The sequence below is a fragment of the Lewinella sp. genome, from assembly GCF_050633125.1.
In the GTDB taxonomy this organism is placed as follows: Bacteria; Bacteroidota; Bacteroidia; order Chitinophagales; family Saprospiraceae; genus Lewinella.
Window position 1 is genome coordinate 21158 of record NZ_JBOEFX010000020.1, and the last position, 17676, is coordinate 38833.

Below are 17676 nucleotides of genomic sequence, written 5' to 3' on the forward strand. Positions count from 1 at the left end.
GCAAGTGAGCACTTTTTACCGGCGCCGGTAAAAACCTCATGACCTCAGTGAGGGAGACCTAAAGAAGATTTTCTTCTTACGAGATACGCTTGTTACCTCATAGCACAGAACGGTGATCCCAGAAAAGAAGAAGTTGCTCAAGCGCAGAGATATTTTGCGACACAAACGAGAAGACAAGAACTGTATCAACAAAGAGTAAAGGAAAACAAGAGGTTAGTCGCGAGACAAAAACTTAAGGAGACAGAAGATAAAATTGAGGAGACGATTTATCAAAGAGGGATTTCTGAACCCAGAGAGTTTGCTACATTCAAAAACAAGAAGATTCAAGCGCTTTACCAAAGATCTGCTCGTGAACTCAAAGAACATAGGTGAATCCCCAGTCGTAGAGCACTTGCTGACTTCGATAGCGAAGTTGAGCTAAAGGCAAAAGATTTCATCTACGCTATGACTGACCACAATATTCAAGAAAAAAATATTGAAGGAAAAAGCTCACTAGAAGAGGAGCTGGTCCATAATGCAAAAGCAACAAGGAAGACCTTGTTGGAAAGGTGAATTATTCCAGAAGAGCTCCCACCGCAAGAGGATCTCAAGCAGATACAGAAGAGAAGAAAGTCAGAGAGAAAGAATCTAGAGGAAGACCAAGAGATGTTGGGGGAGTAGGCTGTTTCGTGTGAGTTGAATATCGTATTGGGGCCACTCAGTGAGTGACAAACAGGAGCTGAAACTCCTGTTCGGTGAAGGGCTAGTCTAAGCTATTGCCTCCATCAAGAACTAAGTTTCAGCTCGCTGAATTTGCAAGGCTCGAAGTGTCTGTCTCTTTCGATTCAGAATCACATCACACTCACTTGATTAAACTCATGTAAACTAAAACTGCCTCGTTCAGGGAAATCACCATCGACAAATCAAAAGAAAATACCATCCTCTGGATCAAACTCAGTTGCATACCACGTCCAATGACTTAGAACGTGGAAGAACTTAGCAACCACAAGGGGGTCTTTTTCGTTTTCTTGCGATCATACTCTCTCGAACTGGAGTAAAAGAGCTTTCGTGAGTAGCTTCATGGTAATGATGTATAAGAATAAAAAGACGGCACACTAGTGGCCGTGCATTGCAAAGATAGGGAGAAAAAATTGATGAAGTTAATGAGAAGTGCCTTGCGATGGTTGTTGTTATCTATAGTCTCATTCTAATTTACTCCATGCTAAAAGTCTATGACAGAAGAAATTCAAATCCTTATTTCGAAACTTCAACCCTTGGTAGATAGATGAAATATTTCAATTGATGAGGAAAAGATTCGTATTTCTTACCTCTGACTGAGGAACGGAGATAAGTCGTACAAATTAAGCGATCCAGAGGAGCAAGTAAGAGCAATTTATGTTGCAGAACTGGCAACCAAGTATCAGTATGATATGAAAAACATCTGACTGGAGGTGGAGATGCCTAAAAGGGTTCCTAATCAGCTTGCTGATCTTGTTATTTATGAGCCAGACAGCGACGAAAGATATTTTGTCATTGAATTTAAAAAATCAGACATATCAGATAACGAATTTGAGCAAGCTGTAAAGCAGTGAATTGGAAATGGAAGAGTACTAAAAGCACAATATTATGGAACCATTGCAGGTACAACAATGAGGTTTTTCGAAGAATCAAAAGACACCAAACTAGATGATGCTTTCTATTCTATCCCTGTCAAATACGGAAATCCTGAGACACGGAAATACACGAAATGATGACTTGTAGACTTGGAAGCTGTAACAATGGAGAATCTGGAAACAGCTCTCTCCAAAGCGCACCAGACAATCCGAAGGTGAGGGAAAAGAAATCCAGCAGAAGCTTTTGGTGAAGTTGCAAAAATAATTTTCATCAAAATAGCAGATGAAAAAAAATTGAGAAAAAGATGAGACCCATACGAATTTCAAAGAAAAAGAAACGAATCAACGAGTAAGCTCCAGATAAGAATAGATTCTATCTATGAAGAGGAAAGAAAAAAGGATCAGCAAGTATTTTCAGAAAAAATTAAGCTTGATGATAAAGAACTAGCTGCGGTAGTTGAACATCTTCAAAACCTTAACTTCAACAAAACAGATCTTGATGTAAAGGGTGAGGCATTCCAGAAATTTTTATGAAACTTTTTCAAAGGAGATTTTGGGCAGTATTTTACACCAAATCCAGCAACAATATTTTGTCTTGATCTCTTTGCCGACGAGATCAAGAATACAGACAAAGTACTCGACACTAGTTGCGGGAGTGGGTGATTCCTGCTCAAGGCCCTTGATGTTATGAGAGAAAAAGCAGAAGAATATTTTGATAAAGAAAGTACCGAATACTATAGATACCGGCATGATTTTGCTGAAAAATGATTGTTCGGGATAGAGATATCAGAATCTATCGCCAGAGTTGCCAAGATGAATATGATATTGCATGATGATGGTCATACCAACGTCATTAGTCATGATGGGTTAGAGCCAATCAGTGAAATGTGGAAGCTAAATCGTGAGTTTAAGGCAGACAACTTTGACTATATTTTCACTAACCCACCATTTGGTGCGGTGATCAAAAAAACAGAATCTGACTACTTGGAAAGCTTTGAGCTTGGGAAAAAATGATGACGTGTTAGAAATTCCCAAAAAACAGAGATCCTTTTTTTAGAAAGGATACGACAGTTTCTCAAACCGGAAGGGAAGACGGCCATTGTTCTGCCTGATGGGATACTTACCAATTCAAGTTTGCAATATGTGAGAGAGCGGATACTCGATCATTACAAGCTTATGTGAGTTGTTAGTCTACCACAAGATGCCTTCCGTTACTATGGTGCATGAGTCAAATCAAGTATTCTGATATTAGAAAAACGGTGAGAAACAAAGGAATCTGACTACAAGATATTTATGGCATCAGCAGATAAGATATGAGTAGATGCGTCAGGGAGACTATGCCATGATGATCTACCTCAGATTGCAGATCAATTTAAAAAATTCAAACAAGATCCTGTAAATTTTCAGTAGCCCCAGACGGTCAGGATCACTTGTTTACGATTGATCTGGGGCAGATAAAACTAAATAATTATAAGTTTGATGCAACATTGTATGTGAGTAAACATTTTCAATTAATACAAAGTATTTCAGAAAAAGCCTCAAAAAAACTAAAAGACTATATAATCAACATTTCTAGTTGAGCTACTCCAAAAAAAAGCAATACCATCCTGTATTCAAATGAAAAAGACTGAATACCTTTTTTAAGAGTCCAGAATATTACTGAAGAATGATTACACCTAGATGATGTGATTTACATATCAAAAGAAGTTCATGAATGACCCTTAGCAAGAAGTAAGGTAACTCCCTGATCTTTGCTTATTACAATCACTTGAAGATTATGAAGTTCGTGTGTTGTGCCAGAATGATTTGAAGGAAATATAAATCAACACTCAGTTGTTATGGATGTAGGCTGAAAAGAGACAGCAGAAATGCTTGCCACCTACCTAAATTCAAATGTCTGAGTAAAAATTATTGCCTCAAAAGCAACATGATGAACCCGCCCAGCATTAGATTACCAAGCGCTATATTCAATCCCAATTATTAAGAATACCGAAATAACTCAGATTATGGATACTGCACTTACTGCGAAGAAGCAAAAAGAATCTGAAGCCCAAGAATTACTAAATAGTATAGATGAGTATTTTATGCAGGAATTGGGGATTGAATATAAAGAAGCCGAGGAGAAAAAAGTGTTTGGAATACCATCAAGCCAACTTGAAACAGAAAATCTAAGTGTGTGATACTATAGCACATCTATATGAGATCTATGAATCAAGACAGTAAAATTATGAGTACTAGTAGATATCAACCCTAAAATAGAGGCAGTTATTTCTGATACTGTCCCTTATGTTGGATTACCTGATACTGATGATGGTCAGATTAAAAACATAGAAGAAAGGGCAAAATGAAAAGTTAATGGAAGTAGGTTAGCGAAAGTTAATGATATTCTTTTTGCTAGAATTGAACCAAGTATTTTTAATAAAAAATATATTTATATAGACGATCTTGAAAATCATGAATCAGTGTATGTTTCATGAGAGTTTCTGGTTCTCAGGACAAAAGGTGAAATAAATCAGAAATATCTTTATTATATACTGTTTAGAGATATTATATACTCACAATTTGCATGAATGACTACATGAAGCACCTGAAGGAGAAGGTTACCAACAAGTGCACTTGAAAACATTAAAGTTCCTCTACCCTCAACAGATGTACAAGACAGAATAGCCAATGAAATCGAATCACGCATGATGAGAGCAAAAGAACTCCAAAAAGAAGCAAAAAACATATATGAAAATGCAAAGCAAGAAGTAGAAAAAATTATTTTAGGATAGATTAGAGAAAATGAGATATATTCCTCAAGATTTTGATATTCATCGTGAATCAGACTCATCAGAAGTCAGTTTTTTAAGTATATTCGAATCATCAGCAGATCGAAAACAAATTATTTGTGATGCATATAATGTAAGTCATACATGAGATACTGAGTTTCAAGAACGAACGAAAGAACTAGTTGAAGATAAAAGTTACTTCTTACTACCCAGTGATGAAGAAATAGAAATCTTAAAAAATGGTGATTTGCTTGTGGAGTACACAATAGAGTTTATAGATGCCCTACAAAATGAAGATTTTAATGAGACAGAAACCACAGTAGATCGTTTTGTTGCTGATATGGTACAAAACACAAAATACACTCGATCGTTTGCAAACGGTATGTATCGAATGAACATGAAGTTTCTATATCAAGATATATATGATTTAGAAATACACCTAAGAAGCATACTCTCATATATATACATAAACGAATTTTATCCAGAACTAGAGACCTTTCACAAAAATTTAAAACAACCTCCGAGGGCACTCAAGCAATGAGAGAAAATGAGCTCTATAATAGAAAAGACAGCAGAAATTGGAGAGAATGTTTTTTTTAGATTTACTTTTAGCGACTATAGGATTATTCTAGAACCCAAAGATGTAAAGCTAAACGAGCTAGTTGACTTGATAAAATCGAAAGAAGGTTTTGATTCTATGAAAGAGTCTATTCTATGAAATACTATACAGCACGAAGGTTATAGAGACTTCATTGCAAGCATAAACGACGAACTTGAAGCAATTGAAAAGGTAAGGAATGCAATCATGCACTTTAGACGTCCTAGTAAAAAAGAAATGGAAAATTATATCCCATCTAGAGAAAGGCTTCTAAAGAAGATATCTTCCTTTGAATGAGGACCAGATTTATAAGATAAAAAAGACCCATGCTCTTCAAAAAGAACAAAACCACCTTATCCGAGATCAAAGAACTCAAGTTCGATCTTGAGAAGGATCTCCAAGAACTCGTCGAGGAAAATATTGATCAGGTGTTTTCTCTTCAGTTCGTAGCATCAGAATTTCAGCTCAATAGCCTGAGAATCGACACCTTGGCCTTTGACCAGGAGTCTAATGCTTTTGTTATAATAGAGTACAAAAGAGATAAGAGCTTTTCTGTTATTGATCAAGGCTATGCCTACCTATCATTGATGCTGAATAATAAAGCGGAGTTTATTCTTCTCTACCAGGAGAAAATTGGCAAGTTGATCAAGAAGGATGCAATCTCGTGGTCAGAGACCAAAGTGATATTTGTTGCCAACTCGTTTACCGCTCATCAGAGGCAAGCAATCAACTTCAAAGATTTGCCCATAGAACTCTGGGAAGCAAAGAGGTATACAGGTGATGTCTACTCATTCAGCCCAATTAAGGCAGGTAGGCACACAGAGTCAATTAAAACAATCTCGAAGGATGAGACAATCTCTAAGGTTTCAAAAGAAGTAAAAACCTACACGATAGAGGACCATGCTAAGCCCGGATGGAATAATTCCAGGGAACTCTATGAAGAGCTCAAAGAGCAGCTTCTAGATCTTGATGAGAGATTAGATGAGAATATAGTGAAGGCATATATCGGTTTTAAAATCGGAGCAAAAGTAGTTGTTGGTGTTAAGGTCCATAAGTCAAAGCTGGTTATAGAGTTTTTTAGAGTGAGACCGCAAGACCTTCAAGACCCAGAGGGACGCTTGAGGGAGATGAAGAATGCAATGAAGCACTACAATAAGTACGTTTCAATGATGGATGTTTCATCTAGTGATGATATCCAGTATGCGATGTTACTGGTAAGGCAACTTATCAAAAAGCTTTTTTCATAGTTAGGCTTGAGAATGAAGTGTATATTCTTGTTTAGAGATAAGATAGCCGCTTTTTAGTTTTCTAATCTTAGCAACATGTACTTAACCAAATCCCTCTTCGTCAACTTCACCACCTCACCACACCTCGCCCGACGAGCGATCCATGACAAAAAGTGAGTGTACCAACAGATACTCGATGCCAAATATGGTGCAATGGATGGCCTCGCTATCGGAGAAGAAGTAGAACAAGCTGCACTCAATCTTTTTTCTACCAAAGACATAACAACGGTGGACACGAGACAGCTAAATTTTGCTAATTGGCATCAGTCCTTCCATGACCAAACAATGAAACTCCTAGCAGAGGAGCCGGAAGTTCTCTACCAGCCTTGATTCGTCCACAATAAGTTGTTCGTAAAATCAGATTTTCTGGTCCTGAATGATGAATGAACCTATGATCTGTATGAGATAAAGGCCAAAAATAGCGTAAGGAAAAAGACTAAGGATGCACCGCTACTGGATGACATGCTTGCGGATATATCCTTTCAGCACTACGTTCTTTCTTATGTGTTGGGAGAGAAGTTTTCAGGGAGGTGCTATTTTCTCCATTTGAACAAAGAATATGTCAGACAAGGTGGTATCAACTATAGAGAGCTACTTATTACTGATGATGTGAGTGAAGAGCTGATGACTCATGATCACCTGGAAATGATGATTGAGGCATTGAAGGATATGTCTCCGATGGACAAAGAGACGTTAGACGAAAGATATCCTTATAACGGTGAAGATCATCTCACCTACTTTGGTGTACCGCAAGCAAAGTGATCCATTTGGAACATACCTCGTGTGTGGAGAAAGTTGCCTGACCTGTACGATGCAGGATTCAGGAATATAGATGACATTACTGATGAGGCGGTGATGGATTTGTACAATGCAAAGTGAGAACCGACAAAGATTTCGCAATATGTAGAGCTATGGAAGCAGGGTGAACAAACCATTGTTCACACACCCTCTGTTCGTCAACAGCTCAACGACCTACAATTCCCTCTCTACTTCTATGACTATGAAACTGTATCTGTTCCAGTACCTGTTTTTCAGTGAAGTTCACCACGGCAACAAGTAGTAGTACAGTACTCCTGTCATAAGATGGATGCTGCTGGCACTATCACCCATACAGAAGCGATAATACGCAATGGAGAAAACGACAATAGCCGTATCATAGAGCAACTAGTCAGTGACTTAGACCAATGAACAGGTGGAACGTATATCGTACGATACAAGTGATTTGAAAATAGTAGGAACAAGGAGCTTGCTATTCAATACCCAGAGTTTGCTGATGCACTAGAAGCAGTCAACGAAAACACCTTTGATCTGATGGAGGTGTTCTCCACTCTCAACTACTTTGATAGACGTTTCAATGGTTCTGCATCTATCAAAAAAGTCCTTCCTGTCCTGACTGATATAAGCTACGACAACCTCAATGTAGGCAATGGAGGAGTAGCAGCGTGACTTCTTGGAGATCTTGCCAAAGGAAAGCTAATAGAATCAGAAGAGCAGACTATCAAAGACTTACTTGAGTATTGTAAGCAGGACACTTGGGCGATGGTAGCACTTTATAAGAAGATACTAGAAAAGCTAGAGTAGAGATAAGGATGAAGACTATGCAAAACACTTAAGACCTCCTTAAGTGTTTTTTGTTTTCTAAGAATGTCATCACTGTCAAGCAGATCTGTAAGAAGTAAGATGATACGATCAAAATAAGAACGTTTGTTCTTGAAAATAAACATATAAATAATAGGCTCATGCGTCACCAAAAATAGAAGACGTATGAACAAAAAGACAAAAAACTCTCCCTTGCCGACACCAACAGAGGAGCAGTTTCAGGCCCTTAACAGAGCGTATCAGTATTTCAATAGCAAACTATTCGACGGCCTGCTGCCAGGGTGTATTCTTAACTTTTCACGGAAGAAAAACACTCATGGCTTCATGGCACCAGAAAGGTGGAGGAGAGTTGGAGAAGAGGAGTATTCTACTCATGAGATATCTCTAACACCCTTAACACTGTACCGAAAACCAATAGAGGTTTTTAGCACACTAGTGCATGAGCAAGTTCACTTGTGGCAATGGGAGTTTGGATCACCATCAAGGAATGGTTATCACAACACCGAGTGGGCAAACAAGATGGAACAAGTTGGCCTAATGCCTTCTTCTACTGGCAAGCCAGGAGGAAAACGAACTGGGCAAGGGATGACTCACTATATTATTCCTGGAGGGTTGTATGAGACCTACTTCAAGGAAATGCCACAAAAGTTTACTCTCCCTTTTGCTTCTTTGGAAGGCGACCTCTTTAAACGCCTTATCAGTGGAGGAGTAGAGGGTAAAGGAGAAACAGAAGACCCAAGGACAGCGCGGCTTAAAAAGCTCCGAACGACATCTAGACAGAAGACCAAGTATTCTTGTCCTTCTTGCAGCATCAATGTTTGGGGCAAGCCTAATATTCACCTTATTTGTGGTGGATGCGGAGTACCATTTAAGGTGGTAGAGTAAGTTAGAGGCGCACCGCTATGCTGGTGCGCTCATTTTTAGGTATACCTAAAAGAAGGCTATAGTTGTTTTTAATTGTCTTGTCCTAAACTAAGAAAGAGGCTATTCCTGTATCATTCGGCATTAAACGAGAGTTGCTCTTCATTCTCTAGCCTTTTTAGCACCCCATCCAAATCAATCCCATGATAATTATTAAGCTCAGGGTCTTCAGCTATGGCTATTTTTATCGGATAGTACAATTCGAGCCTTTCAAGCTTCTTATAAAGATCCTGCATCCTTTGCTTCATCTCATCAACTCAAATATATTGTCCACCAAGAATGTCGCTAGCGGCAGCATAGTTTCTTTCTTTCGTCTTCTCGACTAAGAATCACATCATTTTTGTCAGTCTTTCTGCTAACAATGCTACAAGCTTTGAAGTTTCGGTAGTCACTTCTGGACTATACAAACGGTCAATTAGCTGAATAATCTTTTTGTTTCTTTCTTGTGTAGGACTAGTATTAGCACTTTCGAATTCGTTCAATCCCATCCTGTTTTATATAAGGAGGCTAAAGAGCATCTAATGACTAATAATAGCTAGTGCATAAGCTTATTGCAAATACTAGAATAGAAATTATAAAGGTTGTGCTTTATCTATTGACTGTAATAGGATGAAAAAGTATTTCTTGCTATCTCTTACTGATGGAAAGATTTATCCTCAAGAGGCGATTGCACAGCTATCAGGGCACACCTGGAGGGTGATTGTCTGTAAGTAAAAAGAAAGGAGGAGCTATTGCTCCTCGATTGACCTAAAAGTGACAGTATCAAAAATTGCGTACTGGTGGTACCGCTTCTTGATGCTAATGGCCTTTTCTAGGCTATCAGTAGATGTTCCGATGTCTATGACAACAGTTCCATCGGGGTACGTTCGTCAGCCGATTGTGATGTTATCATAATACAACGAGTACAATCTTACTTGATCTGCCAACAAAGATAAGTTCCAATCAACATTGTCAGTAAATGCGACAACATACCTGTTGATGCGTTCGCCGTTGATTAGTTCTGTAAATCCTGTGAGATCAGCAGATCAAAGAATACTAGCAATCCTCCTTTCAAGGATATCCATTATATATTTGGATAAATAATAAAAAGTGCTTCAGTCAAAGCACTCTTTTATTACGCTCAAAGGATAGAAAAAGTTCGTACTCTTTACAAAAGAAGAGTATTCTAATAATAATAGAGGACTAGTATGGTTTAACTCCTCTACCCCGAGCAAAGAAATTTGAACAAAAAAAGAAAAAGAAGGAAAACTTTGTTGTGCAAGGTTGAAGGGGAGCGTGTTGTTTGTTTCTCCAGTTAAAGAATACTATTATTTTAAAGAAAAATAAAATAGTAGATGTATACAAGTACTATTTAAAAACACTTAATAATCAGTTAATTGTGACTTTCGTAGTTTATGATCAAAATTATGCTCTATTTTTTAGGGATAAAGCCTTAAAAGATTGAGGACAATGCTCCTCTTAGTTAACCACATCACTCTCAATGCACTTAAGAAATATTTTTTATTCCCAAAAAAAAGACCCTTGATCCAATTCAGGACCAAGAGTCATTTTTGCTACTTTTTGCCACAATCCTTTGCCACTTTTTGTATCTTAGTGCCAGTGATTCAGCCAAAAGCCTTGTGGAGAATACCGGAGTCGAACCGGTGACCTCTTGCATGCCATGCAAGCGCTCTAGCCAGCTGAGCTAATCCCCCCTTTCTCGTTAAATTATCGACGCTTTGTCGATAATGCGCTTAACGGGAGGCAAATATACGCTCTTCTTTGAAAAAGTACTATTTCTGTAAGAAAATTTATTTGGGGAGTAAAAACCGTTAGAGACAACACAAGAATATATTAACGTGGGCCAAACCTCACGCTAATTCTCACCACCCCATCAATTGCCTTAAAAAGGGAGTCAATTCAGCAGCAATCAGCGCATGTTCCTCCACGCTAGGGTGGGTATCACAACCACCCGTGTAAGATTTGGAGAAGAAGAATTTCGTTACCTTTTGATCGCCCTTCTCGTTTACTGCTGCTACAATACCCCGGAGATAATTTTGCAAAGTCTTGGTAAGGTGATCATCGGCCATCGGGCTGGTCAGGCAAATAATTTGAGCTTGAGGATGATGAGATCTTATGGTTTGAATGAATGACACATAAGCACTGCAAAAGGCCACGGAATCCTGGATGCCATCATTTTGCCCCAAGCAAATTGATACCACATCAGGTTGGTAATTGGCAAAATCCCAGTCTAGGCTGTCACCTCTCATATCAATATTGTCGTAAACTGGCGGCATCAATACATCCATTTCGCAACAGCTGCGGATCAGCCCTATCCCGGAAACAGAACTGAGGTGCCAGCTGGCCTCTAGGTTGCGAGCCGTTACACTGGCATAGCTGCTGTAGGCGCGGTGTTGGTCGTGCCATTTAGCCGTATGGCAAGGTATTTCTGATGCGTCAGCACTGGCTCCGCAGGTGATGGAGTTGCCAATAAATTCCATTTTTCGCTTAGGCTCAGCGGGCAAAGGCACCAGTTTTTTGCAAATAAGCCCTGCTATTGCCACCCAGCCAATATTGGCTTCCGTGTTTTTATACACTTGCAATTGATGGGGCCCGTTACCTAAATTGTCAAAAAACAAAGTGTCTCTTGCGGTTTTAGTTTGTCGACGGTATTCTACACCATCGATGACGATCTCTAGGTAGTTTTGATTACCCCATAGTTGCTGGTCTTCTACAATTATCCCACAACTTTTTCCTTTGAAAGCGGCTTCGATGTAGCTGGCAGGCTGGTAGAATTTGGGCAATCGCAGATCACTAAAATCAATGCGGCCAGTATATCTCAGCAAGGCATGATCCGCCGAAAAGAACGAAGTATTGGCTACAGCGTCCTTACTTGTTGCACAATTTGCCAAAACAAGGATAAGCCAACCTAACAAAATTACACTTGAAAAGAGCTTGTCGTTCATATGCTATTACTGCTTGATAATGACCAATGGCTGTAGCCCAACTTTTTGACCTTGCTGTACTCGTACCCAATACATCCCTGCTGGCAGGAGAGCAGGAAGGCGGAAAGCCTGGTTTTCTAAGGACAGTGATTTTAAGGACCTCCCTGCTTCGTCTAATAAATCTGCTTGAAGTGTAGCTGCTTCGATATTAGGAATGTCAAGGGAAATTTGACTTCCAGCTTTCGCTGGATTCGGGAAGACATCAAATGCTAAATTCTTTCTGACAGTTTTTGTGCCAACAGGCTCTCCTTCTGCTATAAAAGCAAGGTCCCACACGAATTGTGGCAAGGGGATGTACAATTTACTATTACTGGCCGTTGCTAGGTCGGTATACAACAGCGCTCCTGTTAGAGGTTCGAAAAAACTAACCGTATAGTTGGCTCCATTCGGGTAACCATCCATAACCAGTTCAGTCCCTACAGGTACAAACGAAGGTTCACCATTATTGGCTAAGTATTGATGATTGTAATCTTTGTTCAGAAGGTAGCCGGTAATAACAGATTTGTCTTGGGCTGAAAGGACATAGTCGTCTATTTGTGTTCCCAAATCACCAAAATTGTATGAAGCAATATTTATCCAGTCATCGCCTGTATTATCGACATTGATTTCGTGTGTGCCAGCCGGAACTACAATGGTATAGTCCGTGTCGGTTACCCCAGCTTGGTCCAGCACAATAACCCCGTCTAATCGAATGACTATCCGAGGGTTGGTGCTGAGTTCACTGCCCGTGCGAACGGTAAACTCACTGCCTTGAGGAAAGGTTACCGTGAAGGTTGGAGGGCTCCGGTAGATACCGTTCCAATTGCCGTAAAGAAAAAGGGCTAGTGCTGCATTGGCGGGTGATATTTCTCCATTTTCATCAATGGTGATCTCAGCGGTACCAATGGTTCCCCAGCCCAAGGTGGGGGCTATTGATAGTTCGGCAGGCGCTCCTTCAACATAGGCAGAGGTGGGCCGCATATTGGTTGCATCAAAGGGAATCAAATCGGCAACTTCAGCAACGCCAGTAAAATGATAATACAAATCGCGGGGATGGATATAGCTGTCCCACCACCAGCTCATGCCTGTACCCAAAGCACCACTAAATAGCCCACCCCAGATGGAATTATGCAGGTGTACGCCGTCGGGGTCCATATTTGTAAGGCTCCCACTTGCTCCCAGGCCAAATTCACCGTTCAGCGTTGGTTTATTAAAACTTGCCAGGAAATTCTGGTTAGCGGAAGATAAAGCCTTTTCAAGCTGTGGGACATTAAGGTAAAGGTGAGATTGGGTGAGATCGAAGTCAGGGTGCGACCACACATTTTCGTCGGTTGTGTCATCTCCGTAACTGGTGGTAACAATACGTTCTTGCGGATCAATTTCTTTTAAATAGGCCGCCATCTCAATATGCCAGTTTGCAATCGAATCTTTATAGAGCTCAAAATTGTCTGTCCACTTCACCTCATTAAAAAGCTCCCAGCAGAGGATGCTACGCGAGTAACCCCAGCGAGCTACGGTATAGCGATATCTGTTTTGGGTGACAGAACGAGCTTCCTCGTTTGTGAAGAAGTCAATGGTGTTTTGGCACATTCCTCCGTTGACAACATTATAGGGGCTATCGTTCCAGTTGGGGTTGACCTGGCTGGATACCGGGCCATGATGCTGTAGGGCCAGCATGACGGTGATGCCCCGCTCGGCACAGTAATCATAGAGCCAATCCTGGTAATAGCAGTTTGACTGCTTATACTTTCGCAATCCTTCAAAACCGTTCCCGTTTTCCCATTCGATGCCCAGGCCCCAATGGGCATGCCACAGGCGGATGAAATTTCCCCCGCCGTCTGCCAGGCCATCCAGCCAGCTTTTGTAGTTGGTGTAGGCATTGCTATTTTGCCAAGCCATGTTTTCACCTATTGGAATATACTGTTCTCCATCATCGTAAGAAAGGTAATTGGTAGAACTCGTGCGTACAAACCCGTGGTTTTGAGCCGACGAAACATTCTCTACCATGAATGTTTGGCTATCCGTTTGGCTGTTCCCCGTTGCATCCGCTATGGTGAGGTGAAAAGACCAGGTACCTGTTTCATCGGGTGCAAACCGTAGGCGGAATTCTCCAGCACCAATGGTGCTTAAACTACCGTTGCTTGTTTCCAATTCGTAATCCTGCATATAGAAGCCATCGACCGTAGTTGCGAGACCAGAAGGGGATACGAAAATGCCCTGTATGGCCACCTGCTCATAGTCGTAAGGGTTGTCATAAATAGCACTTACTTCCAACTTTAATTCAAACTTGTCGTAGAGCTCCACCACCGGAGAAAGTACCTCTACAAAGTGGATGGTTGGAGGTGGTGGAAGTAGGGGAGAGGCCACCGTTTTGGTGATTAAGGCTACACTACTCAATAATAGGAAAGAAAAATATTTTATTGTTTTCATTGGAAATGCTATAGGTAAATATTAATAGGTGGGTTCTGTCTAGTGTATTGTTCGGAATCCAGGATTGGGAAGGTACGAGAATAGGCAAAGATTCTACCTGCCTGTTTGCTGCAAATGTGAGGTGCGTGTGTAACGCTACCCTAGTTTTTGGGTGATATTGAAAAGAATACCCCCCTTATTTGTTCGGCAGGGCGCTCAATGGAAGAATGTTTTGAGTTTACCTTTGAACTCAGGATATCATTTTGATTACACCTCACTAAATAATAGTATTCATGGATATGAAACGTACAATCTACAGCCGACGCCACAGCTACAAGCTGCTGTTTGCGGTCTTGTTTATGGCTAGTAGTCTGAGCCTGAGTGCACAGCTACGAACCATTACAGGGACTGTGACATCAGACGATGGTGAACCACTTATTGGTGCGACCGTTTTAGCAGAAAACTCCACTAGCAGAGGTACTGTTACCGATGTTGATGGTCGCTTTTCGATTAGTGCAGATACAGGAGAAAAAATTCACTTTACCTATACAGGCTATCAGCCAGGGGTTCTTATGGTCACGACGGAAAGTACTTATGCAGTAGTGCTAGAAACGAATGCATCCTTACTTGATGCTGTCGTCGTTATTGGTTATGGTACAGCAAGGAAAGATGATCTTACCGGGGCTGTTTCTTCAGTATCTGGGGATGAACTCCGAAGTAGTGTCACTACCAATATTGATCAGGCCTTGCAAGGTAGAGTTGCCGGTGTACAGGTAACACAAAACTCTGGCCAACCAGGAGGGGCCGCCTCTATTCGTATTCGAGGCTCCAACTCAATTACGGGATCAAGTGAGCCACTTTATGTAATTGATGGTATACCGTTTCAGGGCGATGGAGCTTCGGTCTCCGGTTTCGACTGGGCTGGTGGTGCCAATGGCCAGAATAGAGTAAATCCGCTTTCTTCTATCAATCCTAATGATATTGTGAGAATTGAGGTGCTCAAAGATGCCTCTGCAACAGCCATATATGGTGCGCGTGCAGCCAATGGTGTTGTACTCATTACTACTCGTCGTGGGGAGAGTGGAGAGTCGAAAATATCTTACAATGGCTATTATGCTCAACAAACTTTACCGAATAAGCTTGAAATGATGGCCTTGCCTGATTATGCATCTTATCAGGTACAAATAGCTAATGACCTAGACCGTCAGGTCAATCAGCGTTACCTTGATCCTAGCCTTTTAGGGAATGGCACCAACTGGCAAGATGAGATATTTCGTGATGCAGGAATGCAAAGTCACCAGTTGTCTATTTCTGGTGGTAACGAGAATACCCAGTATGCTGTTTCTGGGGGATATTTTGGGCAAGACGGCATCATCGTTGGTTCTAACTTTGAACGATTGACAACCCGTGTCAACCTTGATACCAAGGTCAATGATTGGTTCAAAATAGGTGCCAGCCTTGCTTTCGCTGATACCGACGAGAAAATTACGCTTAATGATGGCGGAGACGGTGTGATTATGCAAGCACTGGTGATGCCTCCGGATGTTGCTGTAAGAGATATCAATGGGGAATTTGCCGGCCCTAGTAGCAACACTTCTGATATTAGCTACAACCCGGTTGGAGCAGCACTGCTACGAAACAATACGCTTAACCGTCAACGTTTGATGGCCAATGTATCTGGAAATATTCAGTTGATGAGCAACTTGGCTTTCCGTTCAGAAATTGGTTTCGATAACAATCACAGTCTCAACAAAGCCTTCCACCCTACCTACGACTGGGGCGTGTTAGAAAACAACGAAAACCAGCTTCGCCAGCGGGAAGAGAATAATTTCTTCTGGATTTGGAAAAACTACCTTACTCATGAAGCCAAGTTTGGTGAGAAGCACGGGTTGACGACAATGATCGGAACCGAAGCACAAAAATCGAACTGGGAAGGCACAACGATAACCAAGAAGCAATTTTCCAGCAACGATATTCAGGTGCTAAGCGAGGGCGACGATGAAACATCAAGTACCGATGGTTGGAAAGATGCCGCCTCCTTGGCTTCTTATTTTGGCCGCTTAAACTACTCTTTTGATAGCCGCTACCTGTTGACGTTCACACTTCGCGCCGACGGATCTTCTAAATTTGGGCCAAACAACAAATGGGGGTATTTCCCATCCGGTTCTTTTGCCTGGCGCGTGAGTAACGAAAAATTCTTGCAAAATGTAGAAGCTATCTATGACATGAAATTTCGTGTAGGCTATGGTGAAGTGGGCAACCAGGCCATCGCCAACTACCTTTATGGGTCTTCTCTGTTGACGGTTAATACGCCTTTTGGTACTGGTTACCGCCTGGAGAAAATCTCTAACCCTGATCTTAAGTGGGAAGCTACCAAGCAGTTTAATGCTGGTCTTGACTTGTCTTTATACCAGGGCCGTGTTGACTTTACGGTAGATGTTTACCAAAAGGAGACGACCGATATGCTGCTCCAGTTATCGATCCCCAGCTATTTGGGAGGAACCAACTACAATGATATCAGTGCTCCTTTTGCCAACGTAGGCAGCATGGAAAACAAAGGTTTCGACTTGTCACTTACCACTAGAAATATCGTTGGCAATAAGTTTAAGTGGACGACCAATCTTACTTATTCTCAAAACCGGAACAAGGTTTTGGGGCTAGATGAAGATTCCCGTATTTACTGGAGAAACCTCTACTGGTACAGTGAATTCCAAACAGCGACACGTACCGCTGTAGGCTCACCTGTTGGCATGTTTTATGGCTATGAGGTAGAAGGTTTGTTTGCTGATCAAAACGATATTCTTAACCACGCGGTTCAGGTTTCAGATGGGAATATTACCTCCGAAAACCCTAACGGCCGCAATTTGATGAACAAAACCCAAGGCGTTTGGGTAGGCGATGTGAAATACAAGGACCTCAATGGTGATGGTGTCATTGACGTCAATGATCAGCGTGTTATTGGTAATCCAAACCCTGATTTTACTTTTGGGTTTAACAACAACTTCAGCTATGGCCCTTTTGACCTGACCATTTACCTCAACGGAGCAATTGGAGGCGAAGTCCTCAATTACTCCAGGGTAATTATTGAAGGCCAAACCAGTGTATTTAACAACCAAGCTGCTACCGTAAAAGATCGTGCGCAGATTGGCTTGATTGACCCGGCAGGTGATGCTGATGATCCAGCAAATGTGTATCTGCTTAACCCTGGAACGGATATTCCACGACCAGCGACCAATGACAATAACCGGAACAACCGGATGTCGGATCGTTTCATCGAGGATGGCTCTTACATTCGTATCCAGAATGTTCGTTTCAGCTATACGCTTCCAAAGCGGTTGACGCAAAAATTCCATGTTGAGCATATGAAGTTCTACGTGAATGCTCAAAACCTATACACTTTCACTAATTATTCTGGCTACGATCCTGAGATTGGTTCTTTCAATCAGGACCCCTTGTTACAGAACGTTGATATGGGCCGTTACCCTTCTCCACGCCTGTACACCTTTGGGGTTGATGTAGACTTTTAGAGACCAATTG

At 41.2% G+C, this 17676-nt stretch carries 9 protein-coding genes, 1 tRNA gene and 3 pseudogenes; 8 read left to right on the forward strand and 5 right to left on the reverse strand.

Annotated features, from left to right (window positions below; all coding sequences use genetic code 11):
* Nucleotides 1-902: 902 nt before the first annotated feature.
* A pseudogene (locus ACRBG0_RS05040) lies at nucleotides 903-998 on the reverse strand (DUF2958 domain-containing protein); the annotation flags it as partial.
* Between the two features lie 1362 nt (nucleotides 999-2360).
* On the opposite strand from ACRBG0_RS05040, the pseudogene ACRBG0_RS05045 reads away from it, so the two are divergent.
* From ACRBG0_RS05045 to ACRBG0_RS05075, 7 genes and pseudogenes are all read left to right on the forward strand, one after another.
* Nucleotides 2361-2774: pseudogene (locus tag ACRBG0_RS05045) on the forward strand (HsdM family class I SAM-dependent methyltransferase).
* Nucleotides 2775-3598: 824 nt separating this feature from the next.
* Nucleotides 3599-3772, forward strand: coding sequence for a hypothetical protein (locus tag ACRBG0_RS05050; protein WP_431485815.1), 174 nt, complete (start codon nucleotides 3599-3601; stop codon nucleotides 3770-3772).
* 1515 nt (nucleotides 3773-5287) lie between these two features.
* Complete coding sequence (locus ACRBG0_RS05055; protein ID WP_431485816.1) at nucleotides 5288-6208, forward strand: DUF5655 domain-containing protein; 921 nt, start codon at nucleotides 5288-5290, stop codon at nucleotides 6206-6208.
* Nucleotides 6209-6364: 156 nt separating this feature from the next.
* Complete coding sequence (locus ACRBG0_RS05060; RefSeq protein WP_431485817.1) at nucleotides 6365-6577, forward strand: hypothetical protein; 213 nt, start codon at nucleotides 6365-6367, stop codon at nucleotides 6575-6577.
* Between the two features lie 132 nt (nucleotides 6578-6709).
* A complete protein-coding gene (locus ACRBG0_RS05065) occupies nucleotides 6710-7009 on the forward strand; it encodes a hypothetical protein (RefSeq protein WP_431485818.1) in 300 nt (99 codons plus the stop codon).
* 291 nt (nucleotides 7010-7300) lie between these two features.
* A pseudogene (locus ACRBG0_RS05070) lies at nucleotides 7301-7693 on the forward strand (DUF2779 domain-containing protein); the annotation flags it as partial.
* Nucleotides 7694-8011: 318 nt separating this feature from the next.
* Nucleotides 8012-8731 carry a SprT-like domain-containing protein gene (locus tag ACRBG0_RS05075; protein ID WP_431485819.1) on the forward strand — a complete coding sequence of 240 codons (720 nt, stop codon included), beginning with the start codon at nucleotides 8012-8014 and terminating at the stop codon, nucleotides 8729-8731.
* A 110-nt stretch (nucleotides 8732-8841) separates the two neighbouring features.
* Here ACRBG0_RS05075 and ACRBG0_RS05080 read toward each other — a convergent pair whose 3' ends face one another.
* The 4 genes from ACRBG0_RS05080 to ACRBG0_RS05095 form a co-directional block, all read right to left on the reverse strand.
* The gene (locus ACRBG0_RS05080) at nucleotides 8842-9015 is read right to left on the reverse strand and encodes a hypothetical protein (RefSeq protein ID WP_431485820.1); all 174 of its coding nucleotides are present in this window, start codon (nucleotides 9013-9015) and stop codon (nucleotides 8842-8844) included.
* A gap of 1372 nt (nucleotides 9016-10387) precedes the next feature.
* Nucleotides 10388-10461, reverse strand: a tRNA-Ala gene (locus ACRBG0_RS05085).
* Between the two features lie 168 nt (nucleotides 10462-10629).
* Nucleotides 10630-11712: an SGNH/GDSL hydrolase family protein gene (locus ACRBG0_RS05090; RefSeq protein ID WP_431485821.1), complete on the reverse strand. Its 1083-nt coding sequence runs from the start codon at nucleotides 11710-11712 to the stop codon at nucleotides 10630-10632.
* 6 nt (nucleotides 11713-11718) lie between these two features.
* A complete protein-coding gene (locus ACRBG0_RS05095; protein WP_431485822.1) occupies nucleotides 11719-14160 on the reverse strand; it encodes a DUF5060 domain-containing protein in 2442 nt (813 codons plus the stop codon).
* 278 nt (nucleotides 14161-14438) lie between these two features.
* Between ACRBG0_RS05095 and ACRBG0_RS05100 the strand changes: the two genes are divergently transcribed.
* Nucleotides 14439-17666: a SusC/RagA family TonB-linked outer membrane protein gene (locus tag ACRBG0_RS05100; protein ID WP_431485823.1), complete on the forward strand. Its 3228-nt coding sequence runs from the start codon at nucleotides 14439-14441 to the stop codon at nucleotides 17664-17666.
* Nucleotides 17667-17676 lie beyond the last annotated feature (10 nt).

Excerpts from the sequence above, each read along its gene's own strand:
- ACRBG0_RS05055 (WP_431485816.1), top strand. The coding sequence starts at position 5,288 with ATGCTCTTCAAAAAGAACAAAACCACCTTATCCGAGATCAAAGAACTC.
- ACRBG0_RS05080 (WP_431485820.1), bottom strand. The coding sequence starts at position 9,015 with ATGAAGCAAAGGATGCAGGATCTTTATAAGAAGCTTGAAAGGCTCGAA.
- ACRBG0_RS05090 (WP_431485821.1), bottom strand. The coding sequence starts at position 11,712 with ATGAACGACAAGCTCTTTTCAAGTGTAATTTTGTTAGGTTGGCTTATC.
- ACRBG0_RS05095 (WP_431485822.1), bottom strand. The coding sequence starts at position 14,160 with ATGAAAACAATAAAATATTTTTCTTTCCTATTATTGAGTAGTGTAGCC.
- ACRBG0_RS05065 (WP_431485818.1), top strand. The coding sequence starts at position 6,710 with ATGCTTGCGGATATATCCTTTCAGCACTACGTTCTTTCTTATGTGTTG.
- ACRBG0_RS05075 (WP_431485819.1), top strand. The coding sequence starts at position 8,012 with ATGAACAAAAAGACAAAAAACTCTCCCTTGCCGACACCAACAGAGGAG.
- ACRBG0_RS05100 (WP_431485823.1), top strand. The coding sequence starts at position 14,439 with ATGAAACGTACAATCTACAGCCGACGCCACAGCTACAAGCTGCTGTTT.
- ACRBG0_RS05050 (WP_431485815.1), top strand. The coding sequence starts at position 3,599 with ATGGATACTGCACTTACTGCGAAGAAGCAAAAAGAATCTGAAGCCCAA.